This is a genomic window from Phyllobacterium calauticae, assembly GCF_019991125.1.
GTDB lineage: Bacteria > Pseudomonadota > Alphaproteobacteria > Rhizobiales > Rhizobiaceae > Phyllobacterium > Phyllobacterium calauticae.
In genome coordinates this window covers 100,758-126,643 of sequence record NZ_JAGENB010000005.1, presented here as the reverse complement: position 1 = coordinate 126,643, position 25,886 = coordinate 100,758, and the positions used below count along the sequence as shown (strand labels likewise).

Here is a 25,886-nt window from a genome sequence, read left to right as displayed (position 1 = left end):
AACCGCACCGCTTCCGAGGCGGCTGTGAAGGCCTGCGCTTCCATGGCGAGCCAGGCACAAAGATGAACGGGTGGGTATCAGAAATTGATCGACGCGTAGAAGATGGCAAACACACCATCGAGGACGATGACGATGAAAATCGACTTGACCACCGATGCCGTCACGCGCAGACCTAGCGACTCCGCGCTTCCGCCAACCTTCATCCCCTCAACCGCGGCGATGGTACCGATGATCATCGCCATGAAGGGAGCCTTGATCAGGCCCGCCAGGAAATACTGGACCGTGATCGCATCGCGCAGATTGGCGATATAGATGCCGGGCGATACGTCCGAATAAAGCCATAGCGCGACGGCCCCGCCTGCAAGCCCGGCAAAATCCGCAATAATCGTCAGAAGCGGCAGCGAAATACTCAGTGCGACCAGACGGGGAAACACCAGAACGCTGATCGGATTGAGACCGATGACGTGCAGGGCATCGACTTCCTCGCGCATCTTCATCGACCCGAGCTCTGCCGTGATGGCGCTCCCTGAGCGCCCCGCGATCATGATCGCGGTCAACAGGACGCCGGTCTCGCGCAGCACCAGCACGCCGACGAGATTCACCGCATAGGTCTCGGCACCATAGGTGCTGAGCATATAGGCGCCCTGCTGCGCCACGATGGCACCCATAATGAATGAAATCAGCACCACCACCGGGATTGCCCCGACGCCCAGCCGATCAATCTGGTGAAAGAATGCCGGATACCGGATCGGGCTTCCCTTGCCGCCGCGCATCTGGGAACCGGTGACGACAGCACCCAGCACATGCATGGATTTGATAAAATCATCGCCGAAATTGACCACTGTCCGGCCAATTGTATCGAGAAACTGAATTCCAAGATTCGGCTTGTGCAGCGGCAGGTTTGCATCCGCCGGAGCAGATGCGGTTTTTCCAACAGCGTCAAAAAGCGTTTCCCAATGCTGCTTCAGCCCGCGTATCTCGACCTGTTTGCCCGCAGCTTCCAGGGCAACGCGCATGCGGTCGACCAGCCAGGCCCCCGCCGTATCCAAAGCGTCGACGCCGGACAGATCGATGACAGCATTGGAAAAATCCTTCCTATGCTCGATCTTGCGCATTTGCGCATTCACACGCCCGACATAGCGGGTAATCCAGGAGCCTGCCAGGACAACCATTGCCTGATCATTTTCGGTGTTGAAGCTGACGTTGAGCGGCTGGCCGGACATGCCGTGTTCGTGTGTCGCATCAACCATAGCCGAAATACTTTCGCTTTTTGCAGTCGCTGCTTTATCCCCCGGCTGGTCGATTCTGGCAAGCAAAACTCAAAACAAACGCCCTGCGGGTCATCACGCGCCCTCGACCACCGGCAGCAAAAGCCGGCTGCTATCGATGATAACAACCGGCTCATGCCCGTCATGTGAGAATATCCGGGAATGGCAGCCTTCCCTTAACTCCCGCTGCGCGCGTGAAGTTGCGGGATAAACAGGTCCGTCCAGCTTGCGGGCTTGACCTTGATCGTACCGGCCAGATGCATGAACTCGGCAAACTGCATGACACCGTTCGGCGTCGTGGAGAACTGCGAATCCTTGTCATTGAGCATTTCAAGAACTTCCTCGACCGACACTTTCACCTTTGAACTCTTGGCGAAAATCTCAGCGGCAGCTTGCTTGTTGCCGGCGATGAAAGCGTTTGCTTCGTCCAGAGCCGCCAGGAAAGCTTCCGTGGTTTTCGGATTGGCGTCGACGAACTTCTTCGGCGCAAAGGTCACGTCCAGCGTGATATTGCCGATGACATCGACAGAATTGACAACCCGATGCACCTTCGGGTCTTTCAACTCCAGATAGGAAAACGGTGGCGAAGTGAAGTGGGCGGTGATCTCGGTCTGGCCGCTTGTCACCGCTGCCAGGGCTTCCGGATGCGGCAGGCTGACCGTCAACGGGTCGAGCTTCGCATAGTTCTCGCGTCCAAATTCGTGCGCTGCCATCATCTGCAGGACGACCGCCGACAGCGACGTCTTGATCCCAGGCAGGGCAATTTTATCCTTGGCTGTCAGATCCTTCAGCGTCTTGATCTCGGGATTGTTCGAATTCAGCCACAGCGATGTGGCGCTGAGACCGCTGATGCCGACAACTTCGACATTCGGAATGCCCTTGGCCTTGGCCCAGAGGGTTACAAAGCCCGGCGCCCCGGTTCCGGCAAAATCGAGCGAACCGGCCATCATCGCATCATTGATGACATTGCCGCCATCGAGCATCAGCCATGTCACCTTGACATCGCCCAGACCGGCTTTGGCGGCCTGCTTTTCCATCAGCTTCTGGTTTTCCATGACGATCAGCGGCAGATAGAGAATGCCGTATCCCTTGGAAATCCGCACTTCGCTGACTTCGGCGCGGGCGGCACCCGTTGCACCTGCCAATCCGAGGCCGATGCCGAGCACGGCGGCACAGAGCTGTTTCATTATTTTCATTGTAGTCCTCCCTTTATACATACCGGTTCCCGGCGGTTCAAACTCAGGCCTGCATTCCCCAGCGGCGAATGGTTTTCTTTTCAATCGTGGCGAAGATCAGGTTCTCGACGGCAAGGCCGATCAAAATAACCGTGAACAAGCCTGCAAAGACGTTGGCGGTTTCCAGCTGGTTGCGGTTCTCGAAGATGAACCAGCCGAGGCCGCCGGAGCCGGACGATACGCCAAACACCAGTTCAGCGGCGATCAGCGTGCGCCATGCGAAGGCCCAGCCGACTTTCAACCCCGTCAGAATGGACGGAAACGCTGCCGGTATCAGGATATGGCGGACCAGCTTGAGGCCGCGCAGGCCGTAATTCAGGCCGACCATCCGCATCGTGTTGGAAACTGACCGGAAACCGGCATGGGTATTCAAGGCGATGGCCCAAAGTACCGAGTGCACCAGCACGAAGATCACGCTTCCCTGCCCCAAACCAAACCAGATCAGCGCCAACGGCAGCAATGCAATGGCCGGGAGCGGATTGAACATGGAGGTCAGTGTTTCCAGCAGGTCGGCACCAATGCGCGACCCGATGGCGAGCGTGGTCAGGAGCGAGGCCAGCACAATGCCGATACCATAGCCGATGAGCAGCGTTTTGATGGATGCCAGCGCTCTGGCCGGAATGGTTCCGTCGGCAATATTGGAGCTGAAAGCCGCGAAGGTCTGGGAAAAGCTGGGAAACAGCAATGGATTGCCCAGCCAGCGCCCGTAAATCTCCCAGGCAGCAGCAAGAACGAACAGGATAAAGGCTTTTCGCACCGCACCGATGCGATAGATGCGTTCAAAGGCAGAGAGCGTCTTCTCGACCTGCAGGAAATCCTTCTTGCCGTCGCCGCGTACAATCTCCGGACGTGTGTAGAGAACTTCAGTCATCGAATCTTCCAATCTCAACTGGCGAACAACATGTCGTTGATGCGGGTTTCGAGTGCCGCCTGCGTACCGGTTCCAAGCTCGCTGGGCGGTATGCTGTTCAGCTCGGCCTTCACCTGCCCCGGATGGGGTGAAAGGAGCAGAATGCGGGTGCCGATGCGGATGGCCTCCTCGATGGAGTGGGTCACGAACAGAACGGTGAAATGCGTATCGTCCCAGAGTTGCAGCAATTCATCCTGCATCTTGCGGCGCGTCAGCGCGTCGAGCGCTGCGAAGGGCTCATCCATCAGAAGCACATCGGGCTCCATGGCCATGCCGCGCGCGATGGCCACACGCTGCTTCATGCCGCCGGACAGCATATGGGGATAGCTGTCGATGAATTTCGTCAGGCCAACCTTGTCGATGTAGCTGCGGGCGCGTTCACGTGCCTCTGCCGGCTTTGCCCGCCCGCTGGCGGTGAGGGCGAAGACGACATTTTCACCGACCGTCTTCCACGGTAGAAGCTGGTCGAATTCCTGGAAGACCATCATCCGGTCAGGGCCGGGTTCGGTGACTTCCCTGCCCTTGAGCGTGATCTGGCCTTCGGTCGGCGTGAGATAGCCGCCGATGGCCTTGAGCAAGGTCGACTTGCCGCAGCCTGACGGCCCGAGAAGAACAAAGCGGTCGGATTGAAAAACCTGAAAATCGACGCGATGCGTGGCGGTCACCAGCGCATCTTCCGTCTTGTATTGCAGTGTGACGCCCTCGACGCTCAATAATGCGCCGCGAGCATCAAAGGACTGATGCAAAGTCATACTTCCTCCCAATGCGTCGTCTCTTTTGCGCAACGCCGTAACGTTGACAAAACTCCCACCTCGACTGTACTTGCGGTAACTGACACATACCTGACTCACGTTTCGGGGGCACGATTTGCGCATTCTTGTCGTGGAAGACATGCCCGATATCGCCAAGGCGATTGCCCAGCGCTTTGAAAAAATCGGCCATGCCGTTGATTGCGAAACCGATGGCCGGACCGCCAGCGAAGTGCTGCGGGTGCAGGAATATGATCTCATCATCCTCGACATGATGCTGCCCGGCGCCGATGGTTTCGAGATTCTCAAAGGGCTGCGCGGCCGCAAAGACAAGACGCCCGTTCTGGTCCTGACCGCACGATCGGCGGTCGATGACCGCGTCGACGTCCTTGATCTTGGTGCGGACGATTATCTGACCAAGCCGTTCGATTTTCGCGAGCTGGAAGCACGCGCCCGCGCACTGCTGCGCCGGAGCGCCGGCATGTCCGACAATGCCCTGCGCTTCGGGGACCTCGTCATCGACCGGGCCGGGCGCACGGCCAGTGTTGCCGATACCGCTCTTGATCTGACCCGGCGTGAACTGATTGTCCTCGAGATTCTGGCGGCACGGCCCAAGCGTTTCGTCTCCAAGGAGGAACTGGTGGAGCAGCTTTTCAACTTCGATCAGGAGCCGAGCGCCAATGCCGTCGAGCAATATGTGACGCGGCTGCGGCGCAAGCTGGCGGATACTTCAATCGAAATTCGCACCTCGCGCGGGCTGGGCTATCAACTTGCAAGCAAATGATATCCGCTTCTCCCTGCACATCCGGATCATCGTCTTCATTGCGCTCATTCTCGGTGTTGGTGCGGTCGTCCTTGCTCTTGCCGCCTGGCAATATGCCGGCATTGCCGCGCGTGATGCCTATGACAAGCTTTTGATTGGCGGGACAATACAGGTTGCGGAAAACGTCTACATGCAGGGTGGGGTTGTAACCCTCGACCCGCCAGCGGCAGCATTTGCGACACTGTCAGCCTATGATCTGGTCTTTTACCGGGTGACCGATCCGCGCGGCGTCGTTGTCGCCGGGTATGGCGATCTCGCGCCGAAAATTTCGTCGGAAAACATCCGCAAGGGCGTGGTCCTTGCCGACGACAACTATCAGGGGCAGCCGGTCCGCGTTGCGGCGATCGGCAAGCAGATTGATACCGGCTCCGGCAGTGGCTGGGTGGAAATCGTCGTGGCACAAACCTTGCGGGCGCGGGAGTCCCTCGCCTGGGATCTTGCCGGCAAGGCTGTCGGCATGATCGCGATCATGAGCCTTCTTGCCCTGATCGCCGGCGCCATTTCCGTGCGTATTGCTTTGAAGCCGCTGACGCGTATCGAACGGGAAATCGCAGCGCGCAAGCCCGACGATCTGCGCGCCATACGCGTTACGCCGCCCTATGAAATCCGGGCATTGGTCAGCGTCCTTGATGACTTCATGCGCCGGCTTGCCGATCGCATAGCGCTGATGCAGCGTTTTATCGCCGATGCCGCCCATCAGATGCGCACGCCTTTGGCGGAACTCAATGCACAGGTGGAAATCCTGTCGAACGATGCCGACCCGAAACTGCAGGATCAGATTCAGAAACTCGGTGCAAAGGTGAACGCGCTCGGCAATCTCACCGGCCAGCTTCTCGACCACGCCATGGTCATTCATCGTGCCGGCACCGTTGGTTTCACAACGATCGATCTGAATGCATTGGCGAAAACCACGCTGGCTCAGGCCGTCCCGCTGTCACTGGAACGGGAAGTGACAATTGCCTTCTTACCCTGCCCGGCAGAGCTTCATATCCAGGGCGATATGATCAGCATCCGCGAGGCGCTGACCAATCTGATCCAGAATGCCCTGATCCATGGCGCATCAACGCGTCTTTCTGTGGAGCTCGGCCGCGATGAAAGCAAGGCATGGATCAACGTGATTGACGACGGTCCCGGCATTTCGAGCACAGAACAGGCACGGCTGCTTGAACCCTTCGAGGTCGGGTCCGGCCCCGCACCCGGATCCGGCCTGGGACTGGCGATTGCGGCGGAGGTTGCCAAGGCGCACGGTGGGGAACTCACCTTCCCCGCCGTCGAAAACGGTTTCTGCGTGCAACTGGCGTTGCCTGGACAGCGTTTGTTAGGCAGTGTCACCTCATGAGCCACAAGGAACGATGCGATGACACACACGGACACTGAACACAGAGGCCTCTGGGAAACCGAACGGGCGTTGCTGCATCATTTGCGAACGGTCCGCCGCCGGGACAGGGGCCTCAAGCCGGAAAAACCAGGCGACGGGCTGACCAGCGGCCAGAGAATTGCCGATCAGGTGGCTGCGACGATGGGCTCATGGAGTTTCATCATCATCCAGACCACGATCCTGTTCTTCTGGATCGTATTGAACGTCACCGCCTATATCCAGCACTGGGATCCCTACCCGTTCATTCTCCTCAATCTTGCGCTCTCCTTTCAGGCGGCCTATGCGGCGCCCTTCATCATGATGAGCCAGAACCGGCAGCAGGATATTGACCGGAAAGAAGCCGAGCATGATTACCGCATCAACATCAAAGCCGAGCTGGAAATCGAATTGCTGCACGAGAAGATGGAACTGCTTCACCAGAAGATCGATCTTCTCAAGGACAAGGAAGTTCTGGCTTTGACGGAGTCGATCCAGAGGCTTTGCGACCAGGGCCAGGCACCAAAGGCTCAAAGGTAAATCGCAAGGAAGCAAATGATGGTGACCCGTCGAACGGTATTGGCTGCACTTGGTATCGCCGCATACCCGGCAAGGCTCTTTGCCAGCACGGCCGACACGGTGATTCCGCTCTGGCCCGCAACGCCGCCCGGCGGCGGCGGTCCGGCAGGGCCGATCAATGTCAGCGCCAAAGGGGCGGTCAGCAATATCGCAGCCCCGTCGATGGAGGTTTTCCAGCCGGCAAAGCCGAATGGCGCAGCGGTTCTCGTAGCAGCGGGCGGCGGCTACAAACGCATCGAAATGAAGAAGGAGGCTCTCTCGGCAGCCCGCTGGCTGACCGACCGGGGCTTTACCGTCTTCACCCTGACCTACAGGCTGCCCGGAGAAGCATGGAATGCCGGTCCGCTGGCACCGCTGCAGGATGCGCAACGTGCATTGCGCTTGATCCGCCAGAACGCCAGCCGCTTCGAAGTCGATCCGGACCGACTTGGCGTGCTCGGGTTTTCTGCCGGCGGGCATCTGCTTGGAATGGCGTCCGTCCGCTCGGCTTTCCCTTCCTATGAGCGGATCGATGCGGCGGACGGCCTGTCTGCCCGGCCGTCGTTTTCAGCACTGATCTATCCCATCATTACGCTGGAGCCGCCCTACGACCACACCTCGACACGGCGCATCCTGATTGGCACGCATCCAAGCCCGGAACGGAGTGCGGACTGGTCGGTTCAAACCCATGTTCGCAGCGGGTGCCCTCCCATGTTCCTTGTTCAGGCGCAGGATGATCCCATTTCCGACCCGGCAAATGCCCGCATCATGGCAGACACCTGCAAACGGGCGGGTGTACCCGTGGAACTGCACCAACTGACCAGCGGTGGTCACGGTTTTGGCATGGGCGAGAAGGATACGACGACCGGCGTGTGGCCGGACTATTTTTCTGCCTGGCTGACAACTGTCGCTTCAGCGGCGTCCACGCGCCGCTGACGTATCGCCCCCTGCCCATCGATCAGGCGGCGCGGGTGATCCGGATCGGAATCGATTTGAAAGACGGCGTTCCCGACTGCTGGTCATAGTGGGACAGGGCGACCAGCGTGTTCAGTTCGGGATAGTACCCAGCGGCAGAGCCGCGGGGAATATTGTAGGCCACGGCGGTCAACCGCTTGACCCGGCGCGGTCGGTCATCAGGATCGGCATGATCGCGCGCTGCTTCAACATCGAGCGTATCGCCATCGGCCAAGCCGCGTTCGGCCAGGTCCTTGGCATTCAGAAAAATCACATCCCGCCGCCCGAACACGCCACGATACCGGTCATCCATGCCATAGATCGTCGTGTTGTACTGGTCATGGCTGCGGATTGTCGTCAGCGTCAGCACGTTGGGTTCCAGAACACGCGGATCCTCGCTCAAACCCTTCGCCACCAGGAAACAGGCTTTCTGGTTCGGTGTTTTCCATTCGCGATGCGAGGCGGGTACGCTCAGGCGAAACCCGCCCGGCTCCCGGATACGCGCATTGAAATCCTTGAAGTCAGGGAAAACAACTTCAATCTTGTCGCGGATCCGGCTGTAATCCGCGATCATGGCGTCCCATTCGATGCCGTAACGGTCGCCCAAAGTCGCCTTTGCCATGCCCGCGATGATAGCGGGTTCCGACCGCAGATCGCCGCTGGGCGGATTGAGAAAGCCGCGGGAGGCATGCACCATCGACATGGAATCTTCAACGGTCACGGATTGCCGGCCTGTGGCCTGAACATCGGCGTCAGTGCGCCCGAGAACGGGCAGGACGATGGTGGTCCTGGCCGTCAGCAGATGCGAACGGTTGAACTTGGTCGTCAGATGCACGGCAAGATCAAGTTTGCGCATCCCTGCAAACGTTGCATCGGGATCAGACATGGCGACAGCCAAATTTCCGCCGAGACAGACGAGCGCCTTGGACCTGCCGTCGATAATTGCCTCTATCGCTTCGATGGCATTGTGCCCCTTGGCGGCGGAAGGCCGGAAACCGAACGCCCGCTCCATGCCGTCGATGAGCGCGGCATTGGGAATTTCGGTAATGCCGACGGTACGGTCGCCCTGCACGTTGGAATGACCGCGCAAGGGGCATATGCCTGCACCTTCCCGGCCGATATTGCCGCGCAGCATCAGAAAGTTGGCAATCTGCTGAACGTTTGCCGTGCCATTCCGGTGCTGGGTGATGCCCATGCCGTAGCAAAGGATGACATTTTTGGATTTTGCATAGACATCGCCCGCACTTTCGATTGCACTGCGGGTAAGGCCCGACATGATCTCGATGTCCTCCCAGCGCGTCGCGTCGATATCCTCTCTCAGGGCCTCGATGCCTGACGTATGTTCGGCAATAAAATCGCGGTCGAGGATTCCCTTTCCACCGCGCTCCAGATCGCGCCGGTCAAGCTCGAAAACCCTTTTCATCATGCCCTTGAGCACCGCGACGTCGCCGCCAATGCGAACCTGATGATAAGCCGACGCAATATCCGTCGAACCGAGCGTGGCCATTTCGACCGGGCTTTGCGGTGAGGCAAAGCGTTCGAGAGCCCGCTCCTTCAGCGGGTTGAAAACGATGATGGGCGCACCGCGCCGCGCCACATCGCGCAAGGTCGCCATCATGCGCGGGTGGTTGGTGCCGGGGTTGTGGCCGAAGCTGAAAATGGCATCGGCATGATCGAAATCTTCCAGGGTGACGGTTCCCTTGCCGACGCCGATCGAGTGCGGCAGGCCCACGCTTGTCGCCTCGTGGCACATGTTCGAGCAATCGGGAAAATTATTGGTCCCATAGGCCCTCACGAACAGCTGGAACAGGAACGCAGCTTCGTTCGAGGCTCTGCCGGAGGTATAAAACTCGGCCATGTTGGGATCAGGCAGAGCATTCAATTGCGCTCCGATAAGCGCGAAAGCCCTGTCCCACTCAATGGGCACATAGGTGTCAGCCGCTGCATCGTAAATCAGCGGGTCGGTCAAGCGCCCCTGATCTTCCAGATCATGATCCGACCAGTTCCACAATTCCGAAACCGTATGCGATGCAAAGAAGGTTGGCCCGATACGCTTGGCGGTCGATTCCCAAGTGACGGCCTTTGCACCGTTTTCGCAGAATTCGAAAGAAGAAGTGTGTTTCGGGTCCGGCCAGGCACAACCGGGACAATCAAACCCATCCGGCTGGTTGGCTTTCAAAAGGGTCGCCGCTCCCTGGGCAACAATCTGCTGGCGGGCAAGACTCTCCGCCACCGCCTTCAATGCACCCCAACCGCCTGCCGGTGCATTGTAGCGTTCAATGCCCTCCGGTCTCTTCCTCGGCATGTCGTACTCCTTAGAACTGGTCAACGATGGACAGATCGGCCGTGTGTCATTGTAGCAGATAAGTGCGATGCCGCATGCAGTTCTTCCGATGAAACGACGCTTTCCCGCGCGAAACCGGAAAGCGCCGGAATTTCATGATGGGTGGCGGGAAGCAGGTTTCAGCGGCTCCCCAAACGGAAATGGGCACCGCCGAAACCTGTTCGGCGGTGCCCACTCCAATGCAACCCTCGCACCGCGGCGCGAGGAAAACCAGCCGGTCTTAGTTGGCCGAGGCAAGCGTCATCGACGTGCCGGTGGCAGCAACGTTCAGACCGATCTGGCCCGTGACGCTGATTGCCTGCAGGTGAACGGAGCCTGCGGTACCACCGAACAGCACATTGGTGCCGATACCGGCACCGAGTGTGGCTTCCGCTGTTGCACCGCGATAAACGCCGCTCAGCGAACCCTGGTGATAACCAGCAGTCGGTGCAAACACAGCCCAGACGAGGCGGCTGCGTGTTGTAAACCCGAGATCGACACCCAGCTTCTTGATCGCGCCGGTATAATGATCCGAACGCTCACGGCCGACTGTGGAACGGAAGACACAATCGACTTCCTTGGCCGAACCAAGCACGTAGCCGACGCCGCCATCGATATCGCAGGTGAGATAGCCGATCCTCACGCCGTTGCGCGCGTCCGGCTCCTGATAGGTCGCCGGCATATCGGCTGCAACAGCGACCGTTGCACCAGCAATTGCCAACGACGTGGTCGCAAGTGCCATAGCAAGTGTCTTCTTCATCATACTCTCCTTCTCAAATTGTGACCGGTGCACCGCAATCGATCCTCCAGCCCACAAATTCAGCAACAGGTTACAGAAGGTATCGCAGGGCGATCTCATTCGATATACCTGAAGCAACACATGTGAAGGCGTGCCGGAATGCGCAAGTGACAGACCATTCACAATTCGCCTCCCAATGGGACATTTTGAAGGCACGTGACGGATTGTTTACGCAAAATTAACAGTTTAGCTTCGACGGGGCTCGGCCTGTTCCATCGAATCGAGACACAATCGCCCTGTCCATGAGATCTGTGAGAATCCAATGAATGTCCGGCAGCTCGAAGTCCTGCGCACCCTGCTCGTTACCGGCTCCACAATTGCAACGGCGCGGGCCATGGGCCTGAGCCAGTCGGGCGTCAGCCGCCTGCTGCAGCAGCTCGAGGCCAACCTGTCGATGCAGCTGTTTGCACGGGACAAAGGGCGGCTGATCCCGACACCGGAGGCGGAAAAGCTCGCCTATGACGCCGAACTCGTCCTTGCCGGAATAGACCGCTTCACCAACCTTGCGCAGGACCTGCGCAGCGGGGCCGTCGGGCCTGAATCAGTGCGCATCGCCCTGCCCAACAGCCTTGCCGACCAGTTTACCCCGGATCTTCTCGCGGATTTCGACAGGGATTTTCCGCGGGTGCGCATAGAAACGTTCTTCGACACGTCGGGCGCCATCACCCGCCTGATCGAACAGCGCATCGTGGATTTCGGTTTCCTGCGCTATGAAGGACAACAGAGCACCAGCGTCGAGCTTGAGGTGGTCGTGAGCGGCCGAAAGGTATGCGTCATTCCCGCCGATCATCCCCTCGCCGCCCTGGACGTCGTCACGCCCAAAGATTTACGCAATATTCCGTTGATCCTGACCGGCCGCAACAGGCCCACCCGCATGAAACTCGATGAGATCTTTCGCCAGGCCGGTGTGACGCAGACCGTCAAGATTGAAACGCACAGCAACAATTCCGCCTTTTCCTATGCCGCGCATGGGCTTGGGATAGCCATCATCAGCAGCTTCTTCGCGCACCTGACCAAGGATACAAGGATCGTCATACGGCCCTTCGATCCGCCACTCACGCAGAGTTTCGGCCTTGCCAAGGCGGCTGGTGTTCCGCTGTCCATCGCTGCCGAAGCGCTCAGCAGGCGGATGAAGCAAAGGCTTCTCAACGTCGAGGGCCCGCAAAACTGAACGGATGGCTTTCCGCCCTATTGGATGGTCCCGACACCCCGCAGCAAGTACCCGCTTGCATAGCGCTATGACATTTACTCATAATATTGCGCATGGTTTTCACATATGCTCATAGTCCGGCACACAATGGCCAGATGACTGCGGGGAACTTCCGCGCAGCCAAAAGAGCAGAATGGGAACCACGTGATCAAATTTATACTCGGCCGAATGCTGATGGCTGTGCCCACGATTGTCATCGTGGCAGTGGCAGTGTTCACCCTTATCCGCCTCATCCCGGGCGATCCGGCAGCTCTCATGCTTGGGGATCTTGCCGAACCGCAGCAGATCGCCGCCCTGCGTTCCACGCTGGGGCTCGACCAGAGCATTCCGGTGCAGTTCATGATCTGGGTGGGGCATTTGTTCAATGGCGACTTCGGCAAGTCCATCGTTACCGGTGAACCCGTCCTGCACCTCGTGCTCTCACGTTTTTTCATCAGCGCGCAAATCGTTGTTCTGGCGGTTCTGATTGCAAGCGTGATCGCCGTCCCGGCCGGTGTTATCGCGGCGTGGAAACAGAACAGCCTCACCGATCTCGCGCTTGTCGGCACGGCAACAGTTCTCCTGTCCATTCCCACATTCTGGCTCGGACTGCTGCTGCTGCTTTTCTTCGGGCTGAAACTCGGCTGGGTGCCGGTGCTCGGCTACGTCTCGGTGACGACGGACTGGAAGGCCGGGCTTATCTACATGGCCCTGCCGGTTGCCACCCTCTTTATCCACGAGATGGGTGTGATCATCCGCATGGCCCGCGCATCCACGCTGGAAGTCTTGCGCCTTGACTACATCACCCATGCCCGTGCCAAGGGCCTGTCGGAACAGGCAGTTCTGTGGCGTCACGCCTTCAAGAACGCCTTCGGTCCGACCTGGACCATGATCGGCCTGATTCTTGGCAATCTGCTCGGCGGTATTGCGGTTATCGAAACCGTATTCTCCATACCAGGCCTCGGCCGCCTGCTCGTCGACAGTATTTTCCAGCGCGATTATCCCGTCATTCAGGGCTGTCTCCTGCTGGTTGCGGTTGCCTATGTCCTGGTCAACCTCGTCGTGGATCTTCTCTATCCACTCTTTGATCCACGGGTGGTGGCGGAATGAAAAAGCTTACATTCAACGGGGTGATCGGTGGCACCATCATCACCCTCCTCTTTATCGTCGCGGCCATCGGCATGCTCTGGACGCCGTTCGATCCGATGAAGCTCAGTTTTTCCGCGCGTCTGGCCGCACCAAGCGCAGCGCATCTTCTCGGCACCGACGAGTTCGGACGGGATGTCCTGAGCCGGCTGATGGTCGGGGCACAGGCCAGTGTCTGGATCGGCTTTGCAACAGTCTGTTTTGCCGTGTTCTTCGGCACCCTCATCGGCCTGATCAGCGGTTATGCACGCGGCTGGGTCGACGGTGTCATCATGGCGTTCAACAATGCCCTGCTGGCCTTTCCCGGTATTCTTCTCGCCCTCGGACTGCTCGCGGTTTTCGGCGCCAACCAGTACGGCATCATCTTCGCACTTGGGATCGCCTACACCCCGTCGATGGCGCGTATCGTGCGCGGTGCCGTCCTGTCCCTGCGCGAACGGGAATTCATCGAAGCCTCCAAGGTCATGGGCAACAGCGAAATCTATACGATTCTCCGCCACATCCTGCCCAATTGCCTGGCACCGATTACGGTTCTGGGGACATCCATGTTCGGCTGGGCGATCCTTTCGGAAAGTGCGCTGAGCTTCCTCGGCCTTGGCGTTCCGCCGCCTGCACCCACCTGGGGCAACATGCTTGCCGCCGGCCGGCCGTTCATCGAACAGGCAGCCTGGCTCGGCTTCTTTCCCGGCCTTTGCATCGCGCTGACCCTTCTCGGCATCAACCTGCTTGGGGATGCCCTGCGTGACAAGCTCGATCCCCGCATGAGAGGTTTGAAATGAGCAATCAAAACGCGCTTCTCAGTGTTCGCGGGCTGACGCTTGAGGTCATCCACAATGGCGGCGCCGTCGTCAAAGATGTGAGCTTCGATGTCTCACCCGGAGAGATCGTCGGTATCGTCGGTGAATCCGGGTCGGGCAAGACGCTGGCGACACGGTCGATCATCGGACTGATTGCGCCGGGCATCCGGCATGCCAGCGGTTCGATCGTTTACAAGGGTCAGGATACGCTTCAGGCCAGCGACCGCACGTTGCGGCGTTTGCGCGGCGGCGAAATCGGCGTCGTCTTCCAGGAACCGATGACCTCCCTCAATCCGTCGATGACCATTGGCCGCCAGTTGGAAGAAGGACTGATTCTCCACACCAAGCAGACACCCGAGATGCGCCGGACCAACATCCTGCACATGCTGACCCGTGTCGGCCTGAAGGACCCGGCCGGTGCATTGACCGCCTATCCGCACGAATTTTCCGGCGGCATGCGCCAGCGCATCATGCTGGCTTCGGTCATGCTCCTGAAACCGGCCCTGCTGATTGCCGACGAGCCAACCACCGCGCTGGATGCCGTCGTGCAGCGCGATGTCATGGAACTGATGGTGGAACTGACCAAGGAGCAAGGGACCGCCGTCCTCCTGATCAGCCACGATCTGCCGATGGTTGCCCGCTACACCCATCGTTTTGTCGTGATGGAACGGGGTGTGGTGGTCGAGCAGGGGACGACGGAAGAAATCCTCTCAAGACCGAAGCATCCCTATACGCGCAAGCTGCTGTCCTCCCTGCCGTTCCGCGGTGACGTGCGTGTCATCGACACGAGCGTCAGCCCGATCGTTTCAGCGCGCGACATCGTGGTTGACTATGCCGGACGCAAAAGCCTGTTCAAGAAGGGCGTTGCCAAACGCGCCCTTCATGGCATCAGCATCGATATCCATCCGGGCGAGGTGGTGGCTTTGGTCGGCGGCTCGGGCTCGGGGAAAACCACGCTCGGCCGCACCATCGCCGGACTGGTCAAGGAAACCAGCGGCGAGATCCTGTTCCACGGCAAGCGCCGTGACAACGACTGGTTCAACTACCGCATGAACTGCCAGATGGTTTTTCAGGATCCCTATTCGTCGCTCGACCCGCGCATGACCATCTTGGCACTTGTCGAGGAAGCGTTGCGGCTTATCCCCGACCTGACGGCGGCGGAAAAAAAGCTGCGTGCTGCCGATACACTCGAAGAGGTCGGCCTCGGCAAGGCTTTTGCCGATCGCTATCCGCACCAGCTTTCCGGCGGTCAGCGCCAGCGCGTTGCCATCGCCCGGGCGATCGCGCGCCGACCCAAATTCCTCATCGCCGACGAACCGGTATCGGCCCTGGACGTGACGGTGCGCGCGCAGGTTCTCGAGCTCTTTTCAAACCTGCAGAAGCGTTATGGCTTTTCCTGCCTCTTCATCAGCCACGATCTCGGCGTTGTCGAGCAGATCGCCGACCGGGTGATCGTCATGCAGGATGGCCGGATCATCGAGCAGGGAGACCGGAACGCAATCTTCGATACCCCGAAGGAAGCCTATACGCGCAAACTGCTTTCAGCCATTCCCGCACTGGATCTCAACGACAATGGCGGCGTCAAACTCAAATGGCGGCTGGACGCCTGAACCTATGGAAAAAGAGTGGAACATGAAAAAGATACTTCTCGCAGGAACAATCCTGATGACGGCCGGCGGCCTTGCTCAAGCCCGTGACATCAATGTCGCGCAAAGCTCGGATATTCGCAGCAACGTCCCCGGCGTCAACCGCGACGGCAACACCGACTCCGTCATATTTCATCTGGTCGAAGGGCTGGTGGGCTATACGGAGAACGGCGATGTGAAGCCGCTTCTCGCCCAATCCGTCAATGTGTCGGCGGACGGTCTGACCTATACATTCCCGTTGCGCGACAATGTAAAATTCCACAATGGCGACCCGCTGACCGCTGCCGATGTCGTGTGGAACTGGAACCGCTATATGGCAGAGGACACCAAGTGGACCTGCCGCGCCGATTTCGACGGCAGCCGAACCGTCAAGGTCACCGGCATCGAGGCTGTCGACGCCCATACGGTCGCCGTGAAGATCGCATCGCCTTCGGCAGTGTTCCTCGGCCTGATGGCACGGCCGGAATGCGGCTACACCGGCATTATCAGCCCGAAGTCGGTGGCCGCCGACGGCAGTTTCGTCGCTCCCATCGGCACAGGGCCGTTCAAGTGGGGTGAATGGAAGCGCGGCGAGTATGTCCGTCTGGCAAAATTCGACCAGTATGTATCGCCGCCGAACGACGGCAAGCCGGATGGCATGGTCGGTTCCAAGCGCCCCCTGGTGGACGGCGTAAAATTCACGGCGGTTCCCGATGCTTCCACGGTCAAGGCTGGCCTGCTGTCAGGCGCGCTGGATGCGGCGGAAGTGCCCGCCGATCTCGTCCCGGAACTGAAGGACAACGGCGCGATCCAGCTGATCATGAAGCGCAACAACGGCAAGAATCTTCTCTACATCCAGACCCGCGATCCGGTGCTGAGCAAAGCAGGCGTTCGCCGCGCCATGGCCGCAGCCCTCGATCTCGACGATCTGGTCGGGGCTGTTTCCAACGGCACCGGCGCTGCCAATGCCTCCATGGTGTCGCTGGACTCGATCTACTATTCCGACGTGCAGAAGAAGCGGATTGCCACCGATCTTGAAAAGGCCAAGAAAGAGCTCGCCGAGTCCGGTTACAAGGGCGAAGTCATCAAGATCATTGCCAACAAGCGCGGCAATGTTCCGAGCTATCCCGTCGCCGTGGTTGCCCAGGCCATGATGCAGCAGGTTGGCCTCAACGTGCAGATCGAAGTTCTGGATTACGCCACCCAGGTCGACCGCCGCCGCAGCGGCAACTACCAGGTGATCTCGCAGTCGGTGACGCCGCGCCTCGATCCGGCGCTGATGTACAGTTTCTATGTCGGCAACAAGGACAAGAACGCCTCCCTCATGTGGGATAATCCCAAGGCGATCGAGCTGATGGATGCAGCCTACCGGGAAGCCGACCAAAGCAAGCGTCAGGCCATCTTCGACCAGTTTCACGAGCTCATGCTGCAGGATGTGCCGGGTATTTTTCTCTATGACCTGATGGATCTCTGGGGTGCGTCGAAGAAGGTGCATGGCACACCCGTATGGCAGTCGAATGCACGGGTTTGGGAAGTATCGCTCGACGATTGATTCGAAGGTTTGTTTGCGGGCGTTTGTGCCCGGACATTGAACAACCAAAGGGAAGACATGATGACCACCAAGCAAACTGTTGCAGCCATTGCTGCAACTGTCGACCGGTTGCAGCCTGAATTTGCTGCAATGAGCGACGCGATCTGGGACTATGCGGAGTTGAGCTTTTCGGAACACCAGTCTGCGCAGACGCAGATTGCCATGCTGGAAAAGCACGGCTTTCGCATCGAGCGTGAGATCGCCGATATCGAAACCGCCTTTATCGGCGAGGCCGGTCATGGCAAGCCGGTCATCGCCTTTCTCGGTGAATTCGACGCCCTTGCCGGATTGAGCCAGAAGGCAGGTATTGCCGCCGAACAACCGGAGAAATCCGGGGGCACGGGGCATGGATGCGGGCACAACCTGCTCGGCACAGGTTCGATGCTGGCCGCTGTTGCCCTGGCGAAGCACCTGGCGGAGAACAAATTGCCAGGCACCATCCGCTATTACGGCTGCCCCGGCGAAGAGGGCGGCTCGGGAAAAACATTCATGGCCCGCGCCGGTGCCTTCGATGATGTGGACACTGCGCTGACGTGGCATCCCGCGCCGTTCAACGGTGTGCGCTCCACCAACAATCTGGCGGTGCTGGAGATCTACTATCGCTTCAAGGGTGTGGCCGCGCACGCGTCCAATGGCGCCCATCTCGGCCGCAGCGCGCTCGATGCGCTGGAACTGATGAATGTCGGCGTCAATTTCCTGCGTGAGCACATGCCGCAGGACTGCCGTGTTCACTACGCCATCACGGACGCCGGCGGGAAAGCCGCCAACGTGGTTCAATCCCGCACGGAAGCGCTCTATCTCGTGCGCGCGCCGGAACTGCCTGTGGCGCTTGATCTGGCGGCGCGCGTTGACCGGATCGCCAAAGGCGCGGCGATGATGACGGATACAGAGGTCGAAATCGTGTTTGACCGGGCGGCAACAAACCTTCTGCCGAACATCACCCTCGAAAGTGCAATCCACGCCAATATGGTCGATCTTGGTCCGGTCCCGTTTGACGACAAGGATGTCACCTTTGCCCAGGAAATACAGAACACGCTGACACCGGAGGCCATCAAGAGCAGCGTCCGGCTCTATCAGATCAAAAAGGATGTGTTCCTCAACGGCAAGGTTGACGGTTCCAGCCCGCTGCATCTCGGGCTGCGCGACTTTGAAGGCGAATCGCATTTCCGCGCCGGTTCGACCGACGTCGGCGACGTCAGCTGGGTCACGCCGACCGCACAGTGCTGGGCACCCGCATGGGCCATCGGCACCGCCCCGCACACCTGGCAGGTGGTGGCCCAGGGCAAAAGTGCGGCAGCGCACAAGGCTTTTGCCCATGCGGCAAAGTCCCTGGCTTCGACCGGCCTTGATCTCATTCTCAATCCCGGTCTTCTGGCCCAGGCTAAGGCGGAGTGGTTGGAAAAAACCGAAGGACGCCCTTATCAATGCCCGATTCCGGCGCATATCGGGCCGAAGATCGACCGTCCCTAGAACCCCGGCCATCCATGGCTGGTTGGCGGGGACACTCCGTGGCCTCGTGTCATCGCCAATACATTGCTCTGGAAGTTATGCTACAATTGCCGTAGAGGTTCTGGCGCAACAGGACCATCACAGGCCCGTGTTGGAGGAAAGACACTACACCGCCGACCTCGGCATAAAAGATCGTGAACTTGAATGCCTGCAGCCGATATAGCCGCCGAAGCGCCCGCAACCATCGCGACACTCCTGAGCTTTGGTCTCGTTGGTTTTGGGTCTCTGGCATTGCTTGAGAAGTTCATCCCGGTCATCCCCTCCTATGTCCTCTTCATGCTTCTGGGAATGACAGTGCCAGATGGCAGCGGCCTGGGTCTGGCGATTCTGGTCACGACAATCGGCTCCGCTGCCGGGGCATTGGGCTGGTTCTCGCTGGGATGGCTGCTCGGACCGGAGCGAGCAAAGGCCATCGTGGCACGTTATGGCCGATATGTTTTCCTCAAACCGGCGTTCTATGAGCGGTTGACGAATTCGTATCGCAGCAATCATTTCTGGGTAACCCTGACCGGACAGGTCATTCCCACCGTCCGTATTTACCTCGCGCTGCCGGCTGGCGTTCTGCGGCTGGATCCGCGCGCTTTCACCCTGGCAACAGCAGTTGGCACCTTCCTGTGGAACACGCCGTTTCTTTGCCTTGGCTATGCGCTGCGCGGAACCCCCTACGACCCCATTCATGTCGGCTTCTGGGCATCCGTCGTCTTGTTCATTGCCGAGGGCTCGATCATCCTGTTTTTCAGCCTTCGCCGAAAGCGCCGCACCAGCCAAAATTAGGATCTGGTCCCGATGCGCTCCGGCACAGGCTCGGTACAGACAACGACATGAGGGCAACATCGTACCATGCGTGACCCTGCACACGCTTCCACCGTTGAAAACGTGGTCACCGCCATTACCGCGCGCGTCCGCTCAGGCAATCTGGCGCCAGGTCAGCGCCTGACGGAAGGCGAATTCACCCAACGCCTCGGCGTATCAAGGTCGACGGTCCGGGAAGCCTTTCAACGCCTGGCTTCCGACGGACTCCTGGCCTTTGAGCCCAATCGCGGGGTGACGGTCAGACAATTGTCGCGCAAGGGCGTGGATCAACTGTTTCAGGTTCGCGGGGCGCTCGAGGTCCTGGCGGTTCGTCTGGCCGCTCCGGTCATCCTGGCAGAGCCGGCAAAAGTCCAGACCTTGCAGATGCAGCTGGACGATGCGGTTTCCGCAGGCGACATGCAGCGATTCTCGGATCTGAACCAAGAATTCCACGGCTTGTTCGTGACACGCGCCGGCAATGCGCTTCTGGCGGAAACCCTGCGTCGCCTCAACAACTCCATCTACTGGCTGCAGTTCCGCATGCTGGTTCACCGCCAGGAGGTGTTGAACTCCAATGCCCAGCATCAGGCATTGGTGAGCGCCATTCTTGACGGACAGGTGCAGCGCGCCGAGGCCATCATGCTCGACCATATCGAAGCGTCGCGCGCACTCATACAGTCGCTGACCGACGACCATTTCACCGCCGATTAGGAATAAGGCCAGCCTTGTACACGAAGAGGGATTGCTTCGCGAGAATTGTCTGACAATATAAGCGGACAATATGTGAGGATTTTTACCATGAGCCAAACCAAGCCCGCGGCCTACCAACCCATCCCCCTGCCGGACTATCAGGAATTGCCCGTCGACCTCATGCGCCGCAATGCGCTTGATTTCTACGAGGAAATTCGCCGTCGTCATACCGTGCGGGATTTCGATACAAGGCCAGTGCCTCGGGATATCATCGAAAGCTGCCTGCTTGCGGCGGGAACGGCACCCAATGGTGCCAATCATCAGCCATGGCATTTTGCCGTCATCGGCAATCCCGACATCAAGCGGCAGATCCGCGTTGCTGCGGAAGAAGAGGAGCAGGCCTTCTATGCCGGCCGTGCCGGTGAAGAATGGCTCGAAGCCCTGGCACCGCTGGGAACCGACAGCAGCAAACCCTTTCTCGAAGACGCTCCCTGGCTCATCTGCATATTCGGCGAGCGAAAGAGTCGTTCCGCCGACGGGGTATTGCGCAAAAATTATTACGTGCCGGAATCGGTCAACATCGCAACCGGCTTTCTCATCGCAGCACTGCACAAGGCCGGGTTGGCCATGCTGACCCACACACCCAACCCCATGGGATTCCTGAACGAGATTTGCGGGCGTCCCGCACAGGACAAGCCCTATATCATGCTGGTTGTCGGCTATCCCCGTCCGGGCGCTACCATTCCGGCGCATGCGACCGAAAAACGGCGGCTGGAGGATATCGCAACTTTTCTATGATCCCATTCAGATCGGGCTAGGACGCCTTCTGCTGGCGATGCCATTTTGACTGCAGAATGAACCAGAGATCGGGCATGATGCCGAGCGAACGCTCGATGCGCACGGCGATGTCGAGCGTGATGGGGTGTTGGCCGGCGATGATCGCGTCGATGGTTTCCACGGGAATGTCGGCGGCCCGGGCGAATCTCTCGCGTGAAAGCCCATGCGATCCGATACAGGCCGCCAGATGCTCGCCGGGATGGACGGCCCAGTGCGGATTCCATTGATCAGTTGTGGCGCGCATTTTCGTCACCGATTCCGTTTCGCTTCGGTGAAGGATTCCTACCAGCGCCTCATGTCAGACCGATGTAAAAAACATGGCTTCAAAGTGGCAAGTTGTGAACAAAAGTTTCAGCCGCAACACGTCTGATTCCAAGGGGTTAACCGGTACACGCATGCCCACAATTTGAGCAGAAACATAAATGCTCAAAATAACATCTTGACGCCATCGGAAAAATACCGTCGACTGAACCAATATTACAATTGGTCCGGACCAATACCGCATGGCAAGCAACCAGTCCCAGGAAAACTCGAACTACGCGCTTGACCGGCTGCGCCGGCTTCTCGCATCCGACGAATTCGGAAAAGACGGCAAATTGCCAACCGAACGCGCACTGTCGGAATCACTCGGCGTCAGCCGCCGCTCGGTCCGGCGGGCACTGGAGGTGCTGGAAGCTGAAGGCCGGATATGGCGCAGGCAGGGTCAGGGCACATTTGCCGGACGCGAACCCGATAGCTGGGGCGAGCATGTCGATACCATCATCGCCGGCACGAACTTCATGGAAATCATGGAGGTCCGTTTGAGGATAGAACCGCAGCTGGCGCAACTCGCGGCCATGCGGGCCAAGAAAACCGACATCGACCGCATGCGTGAACTGGCGCTGAAATCGCGCGAAAGCCAGGATGCCGACTCGCATGAGCTGTGGGATGGATCACTGCATCGGCAAATTGCCCAGAGTGCCGGCAACCAGTTTTTCCTGACCATCTTCGATGTGGTCAACCGGGTGCGCCAGGATGAAGCCTGGCAGATCATCCGTGAGCGCGCGCGCAGCGGCAACAACGCCGCGGTGACATCCTATGACCACCACTCAGCCATCATCGATGCCATCGAATCCCGCGACCCGCTGAGGGCGGGCGAAGCCATGCGCCAGCACTTGCTGATGCTGCAGGAATGGCTGATCCGCCTGACATCGCTGGACGGATTCGAAACCAAACAGCCCGGATAAGTGCCGCAAGCACAGACCACCATCGCGATAAGGACCGGAAGATAACCGGCCATCAACACGGAACAAACAAGCGGATTTGACCGCTCTGATGAAAAGAGGAGAACTTCAATGCAAAAGACCAGACTTCTTGCAGGCCTGCTAGCCGGTATTCTCATTGCCGTGCCTGCGGGCGCCAGCGAATTGCGTATCGGCCTTCAGGACGATGCCGATGTCCTCGACCCGGCACAGTCGCGCACCTTCGTCGGCCGCATCGTCTATACGGCCCTGTGCGACAAGCTGGTCGATGTCAGCCCGACACTTGAGATCGTGCCACAGCTGGCGACGGACTGGAAATGGTCCGATGACGGTTCCGAATTGACCATGAACCTGCGCAAGGACGTGGTTTTCCACGACGAGACGCCGTTCAATGCCGCGGCCGTCGTCGCCAATATCCAGCGCTCGCAGACATTGCCGGAATCCCGCCGCAAGAGCGAATTGTCTTCCGTGAAGAGTGTTGAGGCAACGGGCGACTATCAGGTCAAATTCACCCTCAAAAGCCCTGACGCATCCCTGCTTGCCCAGCTGTCGGATCGCAGCGGCATGATGGTTTCGCCAAAGGCCGCAGCGGAACTGGGGGCAAACCTCGGCAGCAAGCCGGTCTGTTCCGGTCCCTTCAAGTTCGTCGAGCGTGTGCAGCAGGATCGCATCGTGCTCGAAAAATTCCTGCACTACTGGAATGCGGCCAACGTCTTCATCGACAAGGTGACGTTCCTGCCGATCCCGGACTCGACCGTGCGTCTCGCCAACCTGCAGTCCGGCGATCTCGACATGCTGGAACGGCTCGCCGCCACGGACGCTGCGGCGGTGAAAGCGGATTCGAAGCTCACCTATGCCGATGCGATCGGTGTCGGATATCTGGCCATGATCGCCAATGTGGGCAATGGGCCGCTCGCCGACAATCCGTTCGGCAAGGACAAGCGGTTGCGGCAGGCCTTCTCGCTTGCCATTGACCGCGAAGCTGTCAATCAGGTTGTTTATGAAGGCACGTCGGTTGCCGGCAACCAGCCCTTCCCGCCCAACAGTCCCTGGTATGACAAGGACATTCCTGTACCGGCCCGGGATGTTGAAAAGGCTAAGGTCCTGATGAAAGAGGCTGGGTTTGCAACGCTCGACATAGAATTTGCAACCCCGAACAATCCGGTGACCATGCAGAGAATGCAGGTCATCCAATCGATGGTTGCGGAGGCCGGGTTTAACGTCAAACTGAAGGCAACGGAGTTCGCAACGCTCCAGTCAGAACTACCAGCCGGAAAATTCCAGTTTGGCCATGCCGACTGGTCCGGACGTGTTGATCCCGATGGCAATCTGCGTGAGTTTGTCACCTGCAAGGGTGCCATCAATGATGCCAAGTACTGCAATCCTGAAGTGGACACCCTTCTCAACGCGGCCCGCAGTTCCACGGATAACGCCGCGCGCAAGCAGAAATACGATGCGGCGGCGCGGATTCTCAATGACGATCTGCCCATCATCTATCTTGGTCATCAGGCATGGATCTGGGCCCTCAAGAAGAACGTCACAGGCTTTGTCCCCTCCCCTGATGGCATGATCCGCCTGCAGGGCGTCAAGAAGAGCTAACGAAACGGCTTGAAGCGAAGCTGCAATGTTCTGCAGCTTCGCCGCCAGGCGATGCGTCAGGATTTTCAGCCCATGTATACCTACATCGGAAAGCGGCTTCTGCTGGCCATACCGACACTGATCATCATATCGATCTTTGCATTTTCGCTGCAAAAGCTGCTGCCGGGCGACCCGATCCTGGCCATGGCCGGCGAAGAACGCGATCCGCAGGTGCTGGAACTCCTGCGCGACAAGTACCGCCTGAACGACCCTGTCATCGTCCAGTATTTCTATTGGGTCGGCTCCGCCCTCAGGGGTGATTTCGGCATATCCCTGCGGACAAACCAGCCTGTCCTTTCCCTGATTGCCGAAAAGCTGCCGGTGACCATCCAACTGGCCGTCATGGCCATGACGTTCGCCTTGGCCATCGGCGTGCCCATCGGAATAATAGCGGCGGTCAGGAAGAATACTGCCGTCGACTACATCGCCAACGTCGTCGCGCTCTCCGGCCTGTCCGTACCCAATTTCTGGATGGGCATCATGCTCATCCTGCTCGTGTCGGTGAAACTGGGCTGGCTTCCCGCATCGGGCTACGAGCCGTTCTTCAAGGACCCGCTGCGGTCGCTGCAGACAATGATCATGCCGGCCTTCGTTCTCGGGCTGGCACTGGCAGCAACTCTCATGCGCCACACCCGGTCGTCCATGCTGACGGTCCTGAGTGCCGATTACATCCGCACGGCCCGGGCCAAGGGCGTTTCCGAACGATCCGTCATTCTCCGACACACGTTCCGCAATGCGCTTCTTCCCATCATCACCATGACCGCGCTTCTCTTTGGTGAGCTGCTGGCGGGCGCCGTGCTGACGGAACAGATCTTTACCATTCCCGGTTTCGGCAAACTGATCGTCGATGCGGTTTTCAACCGGGATTACGCGGTTGTCCAGGGCGTTGTCCTTTGTACCGGAGCAGGCTTCATCCTGATGAATCTCGTCGCCGACGTGCTTTCCATCCTGCTCAACCCGAGAATGAGGGCCACGCTATGACGATGCGGCAGGCAATGCCGGCAGCGCCCCAGCAAAGCCGTTCAGGCAACCGTGCATGGAAGAAACTGAAGGCGAACAGGAGCGCCCTCGCCGGGCTTCTGATTATCAGCGTCTTCCTGGTCCTCGCCGTCACGGCGCCGCTCCTGCCCATAGCGGATCCCGTCGCCACCAGCTGGTCGGCCATCCGCAAGGCTCCCTCCGCCGCACACTGGCTGGGAACCGACGACATCGGCCGGGACATTCTTTCGCGCATGATCTGGGGCGCCCGCGCCTCGCTGATGGCCGGTGTATTCTCGGTGGGCATCGCCGTTGCCGTCGGCGTGCCGCTCGGACTGATATCCGGTTACTTCGGCGGCTGGATCGACATCATCATTTCGCGCATCACCGAGGCATTCCTTGCCATGCCGTTCCTCATCACGGCCATTGCGCTGGCCGCCTTTCTCGGACCAAGCCTTGGCAATGCGATGATCGCCATCGGGTTTTCCGCCATGCCGCTTTTCGTCCGGCTGACCCGCGGACAGGTGCTGACCGTGAAAACCGAAGACTATGTGGAAGGAGCGCGCTCCGTCGGGCTCGGGCACTACCGGATCATCACCCGCTACATCCTGCCAAACGTGTTCTCGCCGCTGCTTGTACAGGCGAGCCTGACCATCGCGACCGCCATCATTGCCGAGGCCAGCCTGTCCTTCCTCGGGCTTGGGCAGCAGCCCCCCGCGCCCAGCTGGGGTTCGATGCTCAATGTCGCCAAGAACTTCCTCTCCCAGGCACCCTGGATGGCCATGTGGCCGGGTGCCGCCATCTTTCTCGTTGTTATCGGTTTCAATCTTCTTGGCGACGGCCTGCGCGACGCCCTCGATCCGCGCGAAGCATAATATCT

At 59.1% G+C, this 25,886-nt stretch carries 24 protein-coding genes; 17 read left to right on the top strand and 7 right to left on the bottom strand.

Annotated elements, in window-relative coordinates; translation table 11 throughout:
* Positions 1-77: 77 nt before the first annotated feature.
* The 4 genes from J1W56_RS18110 to J1W56_RS18095 all read right to left on the bottom strand — a co-directional run bounded on the left by J1W56_RS18110 (position 78) and on the right by J1W56_RS18095 (position 4,165).
* Positions 78-1,250, bottom strand: a complete 1,173-nt coding sequence (locus tag J1W56_RS18110) for an ABC transporter permease (RefSeq protein ID WP_223614695.1) — start codon at positions 1,248-1,250, stop codon at positions 78-80.
* Between the two features lie 194 nt (positions 1,251-1,444).
* Positions 1,445-2,464 (bottom strand): ABC transporter substrate-binding protein, encoded by a 1,020-nt coding sequence (locus tag J1W56_RS18105; protein WP_223614694.1) that lies wholly within the window; start codon positions 2,462-2,464, stop codon positions 1,445-1,447.
* Positions 2,465-2,507: 43 nt separating this feature from the next.
* Positions 2,508-3,374, bottom strand: a complete 867-nt coding sequence (locus J1W56_RS18100; RefSeq protein ID WP_223614693.1) for an ABC transporter permease — start codon at positions 3,372-3,374, stop codon at positions 2,508-2,510.
* A gap of 14 nt (positions 3,375-3,388) precedes the next feature.
* Complete coding sequence (locus tag J1W56_RS18095) at positions 3,389-4,165, bottom strand: ABC transporter ATP-binding protein (RefSeq protein ID WP_223614692.1); 777 nt, start codon at positions 4,163-4,165, stop codon at positions 3,389-3,391.
* Positions 4,166-4,280: 115 nt separating this feature from the next.
* Between J1W56_RS18095 and J1W56_RS18090 the strand changes: the two genes are divergently transcribed.
* From J1W56_RS18090 to J1W56_RS18075, 4 genes are read left to right on the top strand one after another with little or no spacing between them, the layout of a single operon-like run.
* Complete coding sequence (locus tag J1W56_RS18090) at positions 4,281-4,946, top strand: response regulator transcription factor (protein ID WP_223614691.1); 666 nt, start codon at positions 4,281-4,283, stop codon at positions 4,944-4,946.
* Positions 4,933-6,324, top strand: a complete 1,392-nt coding sequence (locus J1W56_RS18085) for a sensor histidine kinase (RefSeq protein ID WP_223614690.1) — start codon at positions 4,933-4,935, stop codon at positions 6,322-6,324. Before J1W56_RS18090 ends, J1W56_RS18085 begins: the two co-directional genes overlap by 14 nt.
* Positions 6,325-6,342: 18 nt before the next feature.
* Positions 6,343-6,879: a DUF1003 domain-containing protein gene (locus J1W56_RS18080; protein ID WP_223614689.1), complete on the top strand. Its 537-nt coding sequence runs from the start codon at positions 6,343-6,345 to the stop codon at positions 6,877-6,879.
* An 18-nt stretch (positions 6,880-6,897) separates the two neighbouring features.
* Positions 6,898-7,833 carry an alpha/beta hydrolase gene (locus tag J1W56_RS18075; RefSeq protein WP_223614688.1) on the top strand — a complete coding sequence of 312 codons (936 nt, stop codon included), beginning with the start codon at positions 6,898-6,900 and terminating at the stop codon, positions 7,831-7,833.
* 22 nt (positions 7,834-7,855) lie between these two features.
* Here the strand turns inward: J1W56_RS18075 and J1W56_RS18070 are convergent, their stop codons facing one another.
* The gene (locus J1W56_RS18070; protein WP_223614687.1) at positions 7,856-10,156 is read right to left on the bottom strand and encodes an FdhF/YdeP family oxidoreductase; all 2,301 of its coding nucleotides are present in this window, start codon (positions 10,154-10,156) and stop codon (positions 7,856-7,858) included.
* Positions 10,157-10,415: 259 nt separating this feature from the next.
* Positions 10,416-10,934 (bottom strand): DUF992 domain-containing protein, encoded by a 519-nt coding sequence (locus J1W56_RS18065; protein ID WP_223614686.1) that lies wholly within the window; start codon positions 10,932-10,934, stop codon positions 10,416-10,418.
* Positions 10,935-11,235: 301 nt separating this feature from the next.
* Between J1W56_RS18065 and J1W56_RS18060 the strand changes: the two genes are divergently transcribed.
* The 9 genes from J1W56_RS18060 to J1W56_RS18020 all read left to right on the top strand — a co-directional run bounded on the left by J1W56_RS18060 (position 11,236) and on the right by J1W56_RS18020 (position 21,110).
* Positions 11,236-12,144: a LysR family transcriptional regulator gene (locus J1W56_RS18060; protein WP_223614685.1), complete on the top strand. Its 909-nt coding sequence runs from the start codon at positions 11,236-11,238 to the stop codon at positions 12,142-12,144.
* A gap of 183 nt (positions 12,145-12,327) precedes the next feature.
* Positions 12,328-13,272 carry an ABC transporter permease gene (locus J1W56_RS18055; protein ID WP_223614684.1) on the top strand — a complete coding sequence of 315 codons (945 nt, stop codon included), beginning with the start codon at positions 12,328-12,330 and terminating at the stop codon, positions 13,270-13,272.
* Positions 13,269-14,087 (top strand): ABC transporter permease, encoded by an 819-nt coding sequence (locus J1W56_RS18050; protein WP_223614683.1) that lies wholly within the window; start codon positions 13,269-13,271, stop codon positions 14,085-14,087. The genes J1W56_RS18055 and J1W56_RS18050 overlap by 4 nt, the downstream gene beginning before the upstream one ends.
* Complete coding sequence (locus tag J1W56_RS18045) at positions 14,084-15,715, top strand: ABC transporter ATP-binding protein (protein ID WP_223614682.1); 1,632 nt, start codon at positions 14,084-14,086, stop codon at positions 15,713-15,715. Before J1W56_RS18050 ends, J1W56_RS18045 begins: the two co-directional genes overlap by 4 nt.
* Before the next feature lie 22 nt (positions 15,716-15,737).
* Positions 15,738-17,282, top strand: coding sequence for an ABC transporter substrate-binding protein (locus tag J1W56_RS18040; protein ID WP_223614681.1), 1,545 nt, complete (start codon positions 15,738-15,740; stop codon positions 17,280-17,282).
* A 60-nt stretch (positions 17,283-17,342) separates the two neighbouring features.
* A complete protein-coding gene (locus J1W56_RS18035; RefSeq protein ID WP_223614680.1) occupies positions 17,343-18,791 on the top strand; it encodes a M20 family metallopeptidase in 1,449 nt (482 codons plus the stop codon).
* Positions 18,792-18,974: 183 nt separating this feature from the next.
* Positions 18,975-19,604: a DedA family protein gene (locus J1W56_RS18030; RefSeq protein ID WP_223614679.1), complete on the top strand. Its 630-nt coding sequence runs from the start codon at positions 18,975-18,977 to the stop codon at positions 19,602-19,604.
* 66 nt (positions 19,605-19,670) lie between these two features.
* Positions 19,671-20,333, top strand: a complete 663-nt coding sequence (locus J1W56_RS18025; RefSeq protein WP_223614678.1) for a GntR family transcriptional regulator — start codon at positions 19,671-19,673, stop codon at positions 20,331-20,333.
* 87 nt (positions 20,334-20,420) lie between these two features.
* Positions 20,421-21,110: a nitroreductase family protein gene (locus J1W56_RS18020; protein WP_223614677.1), complete on the top strand. Its 690-nt coding sequence runs from the start codon at positions 20,421-20,423 to the stop codon at positions 21,108-21,110.
* Between the two features lie 16 nt (positions 21,111-21,126).
* Here J1W56_RS18020 and J1W56_RS18015 read toward each other — a convergent pair whose 3' ends face one another.
* Positions 21,127-21,393 (bottom strand): HigA family addiction module antitoxin, encoded by a 267-nt coding sequence (locus tag J1W56_RS18015; protein ID WP_223614676.1) that lies wholly within the window; start codon positions 21,391-21,393, stop codon positions 21,127-21,129.
* Positions 21,394-21,652: 259 nt separating this feature from the next.
* Here J1W56_RS18015 and J1W56_RS18010 point away from each other — a divergent pair, with 259 nt between their 5' ends.
* From J1W56_RS18010 to J1W56_RS17995, 4 genes are all read left to right on the top strand, one after another.
* Positions 21,653-22,375, top strand: a complete 723-nt coding sequence (locus J1W56_RS18010; protein WP_223614675.1) for a FadR/GntR family transcriptional regulator — start codon at positions 21,653-21,655, stop codon at positions 22,373-22,375.
* A gap of 108 nt (positions 22,376-22,483) precedes the next feature.
* On the top strand, positions 22,484-23,989 hold the full coding sequence (locus J1W56_RS18005; RefSeq protein ID WP_223614674.1) for an ABC transporter substrate-binding protein: 1,506 nt from the start codon (positions 22,484-22,486) through the stop codon (positions 23,987-23,989).
* 72 nt (positions 23,990-24,061) lie between these two features.
* Positions 24,062-25,009 (top strand): ABC transporter permease, encoded by a 948-nt coding sequence (locus tag J1W56_RS18000; protein ID WP_223614673.1) that lies wholly within the window; start codon positions 24,062-24,064, stop codon positions 25,007-25,009.
* A gap of 2 nt (positions 25,010-25,011) precedes the next feature.
* Complete coding sequence (locus J1W56_RS17995; protein ID WP_404928449.1) at positions 25,012-25,881, top strand: ABC transporter permease; 870 nt, start codon at positions 25,012-25,014, stop codon at positions 25,879-25,881.
* The last annotated feature ends 5 nt before the right edge of the window (positions 25,882-25,886 follow it).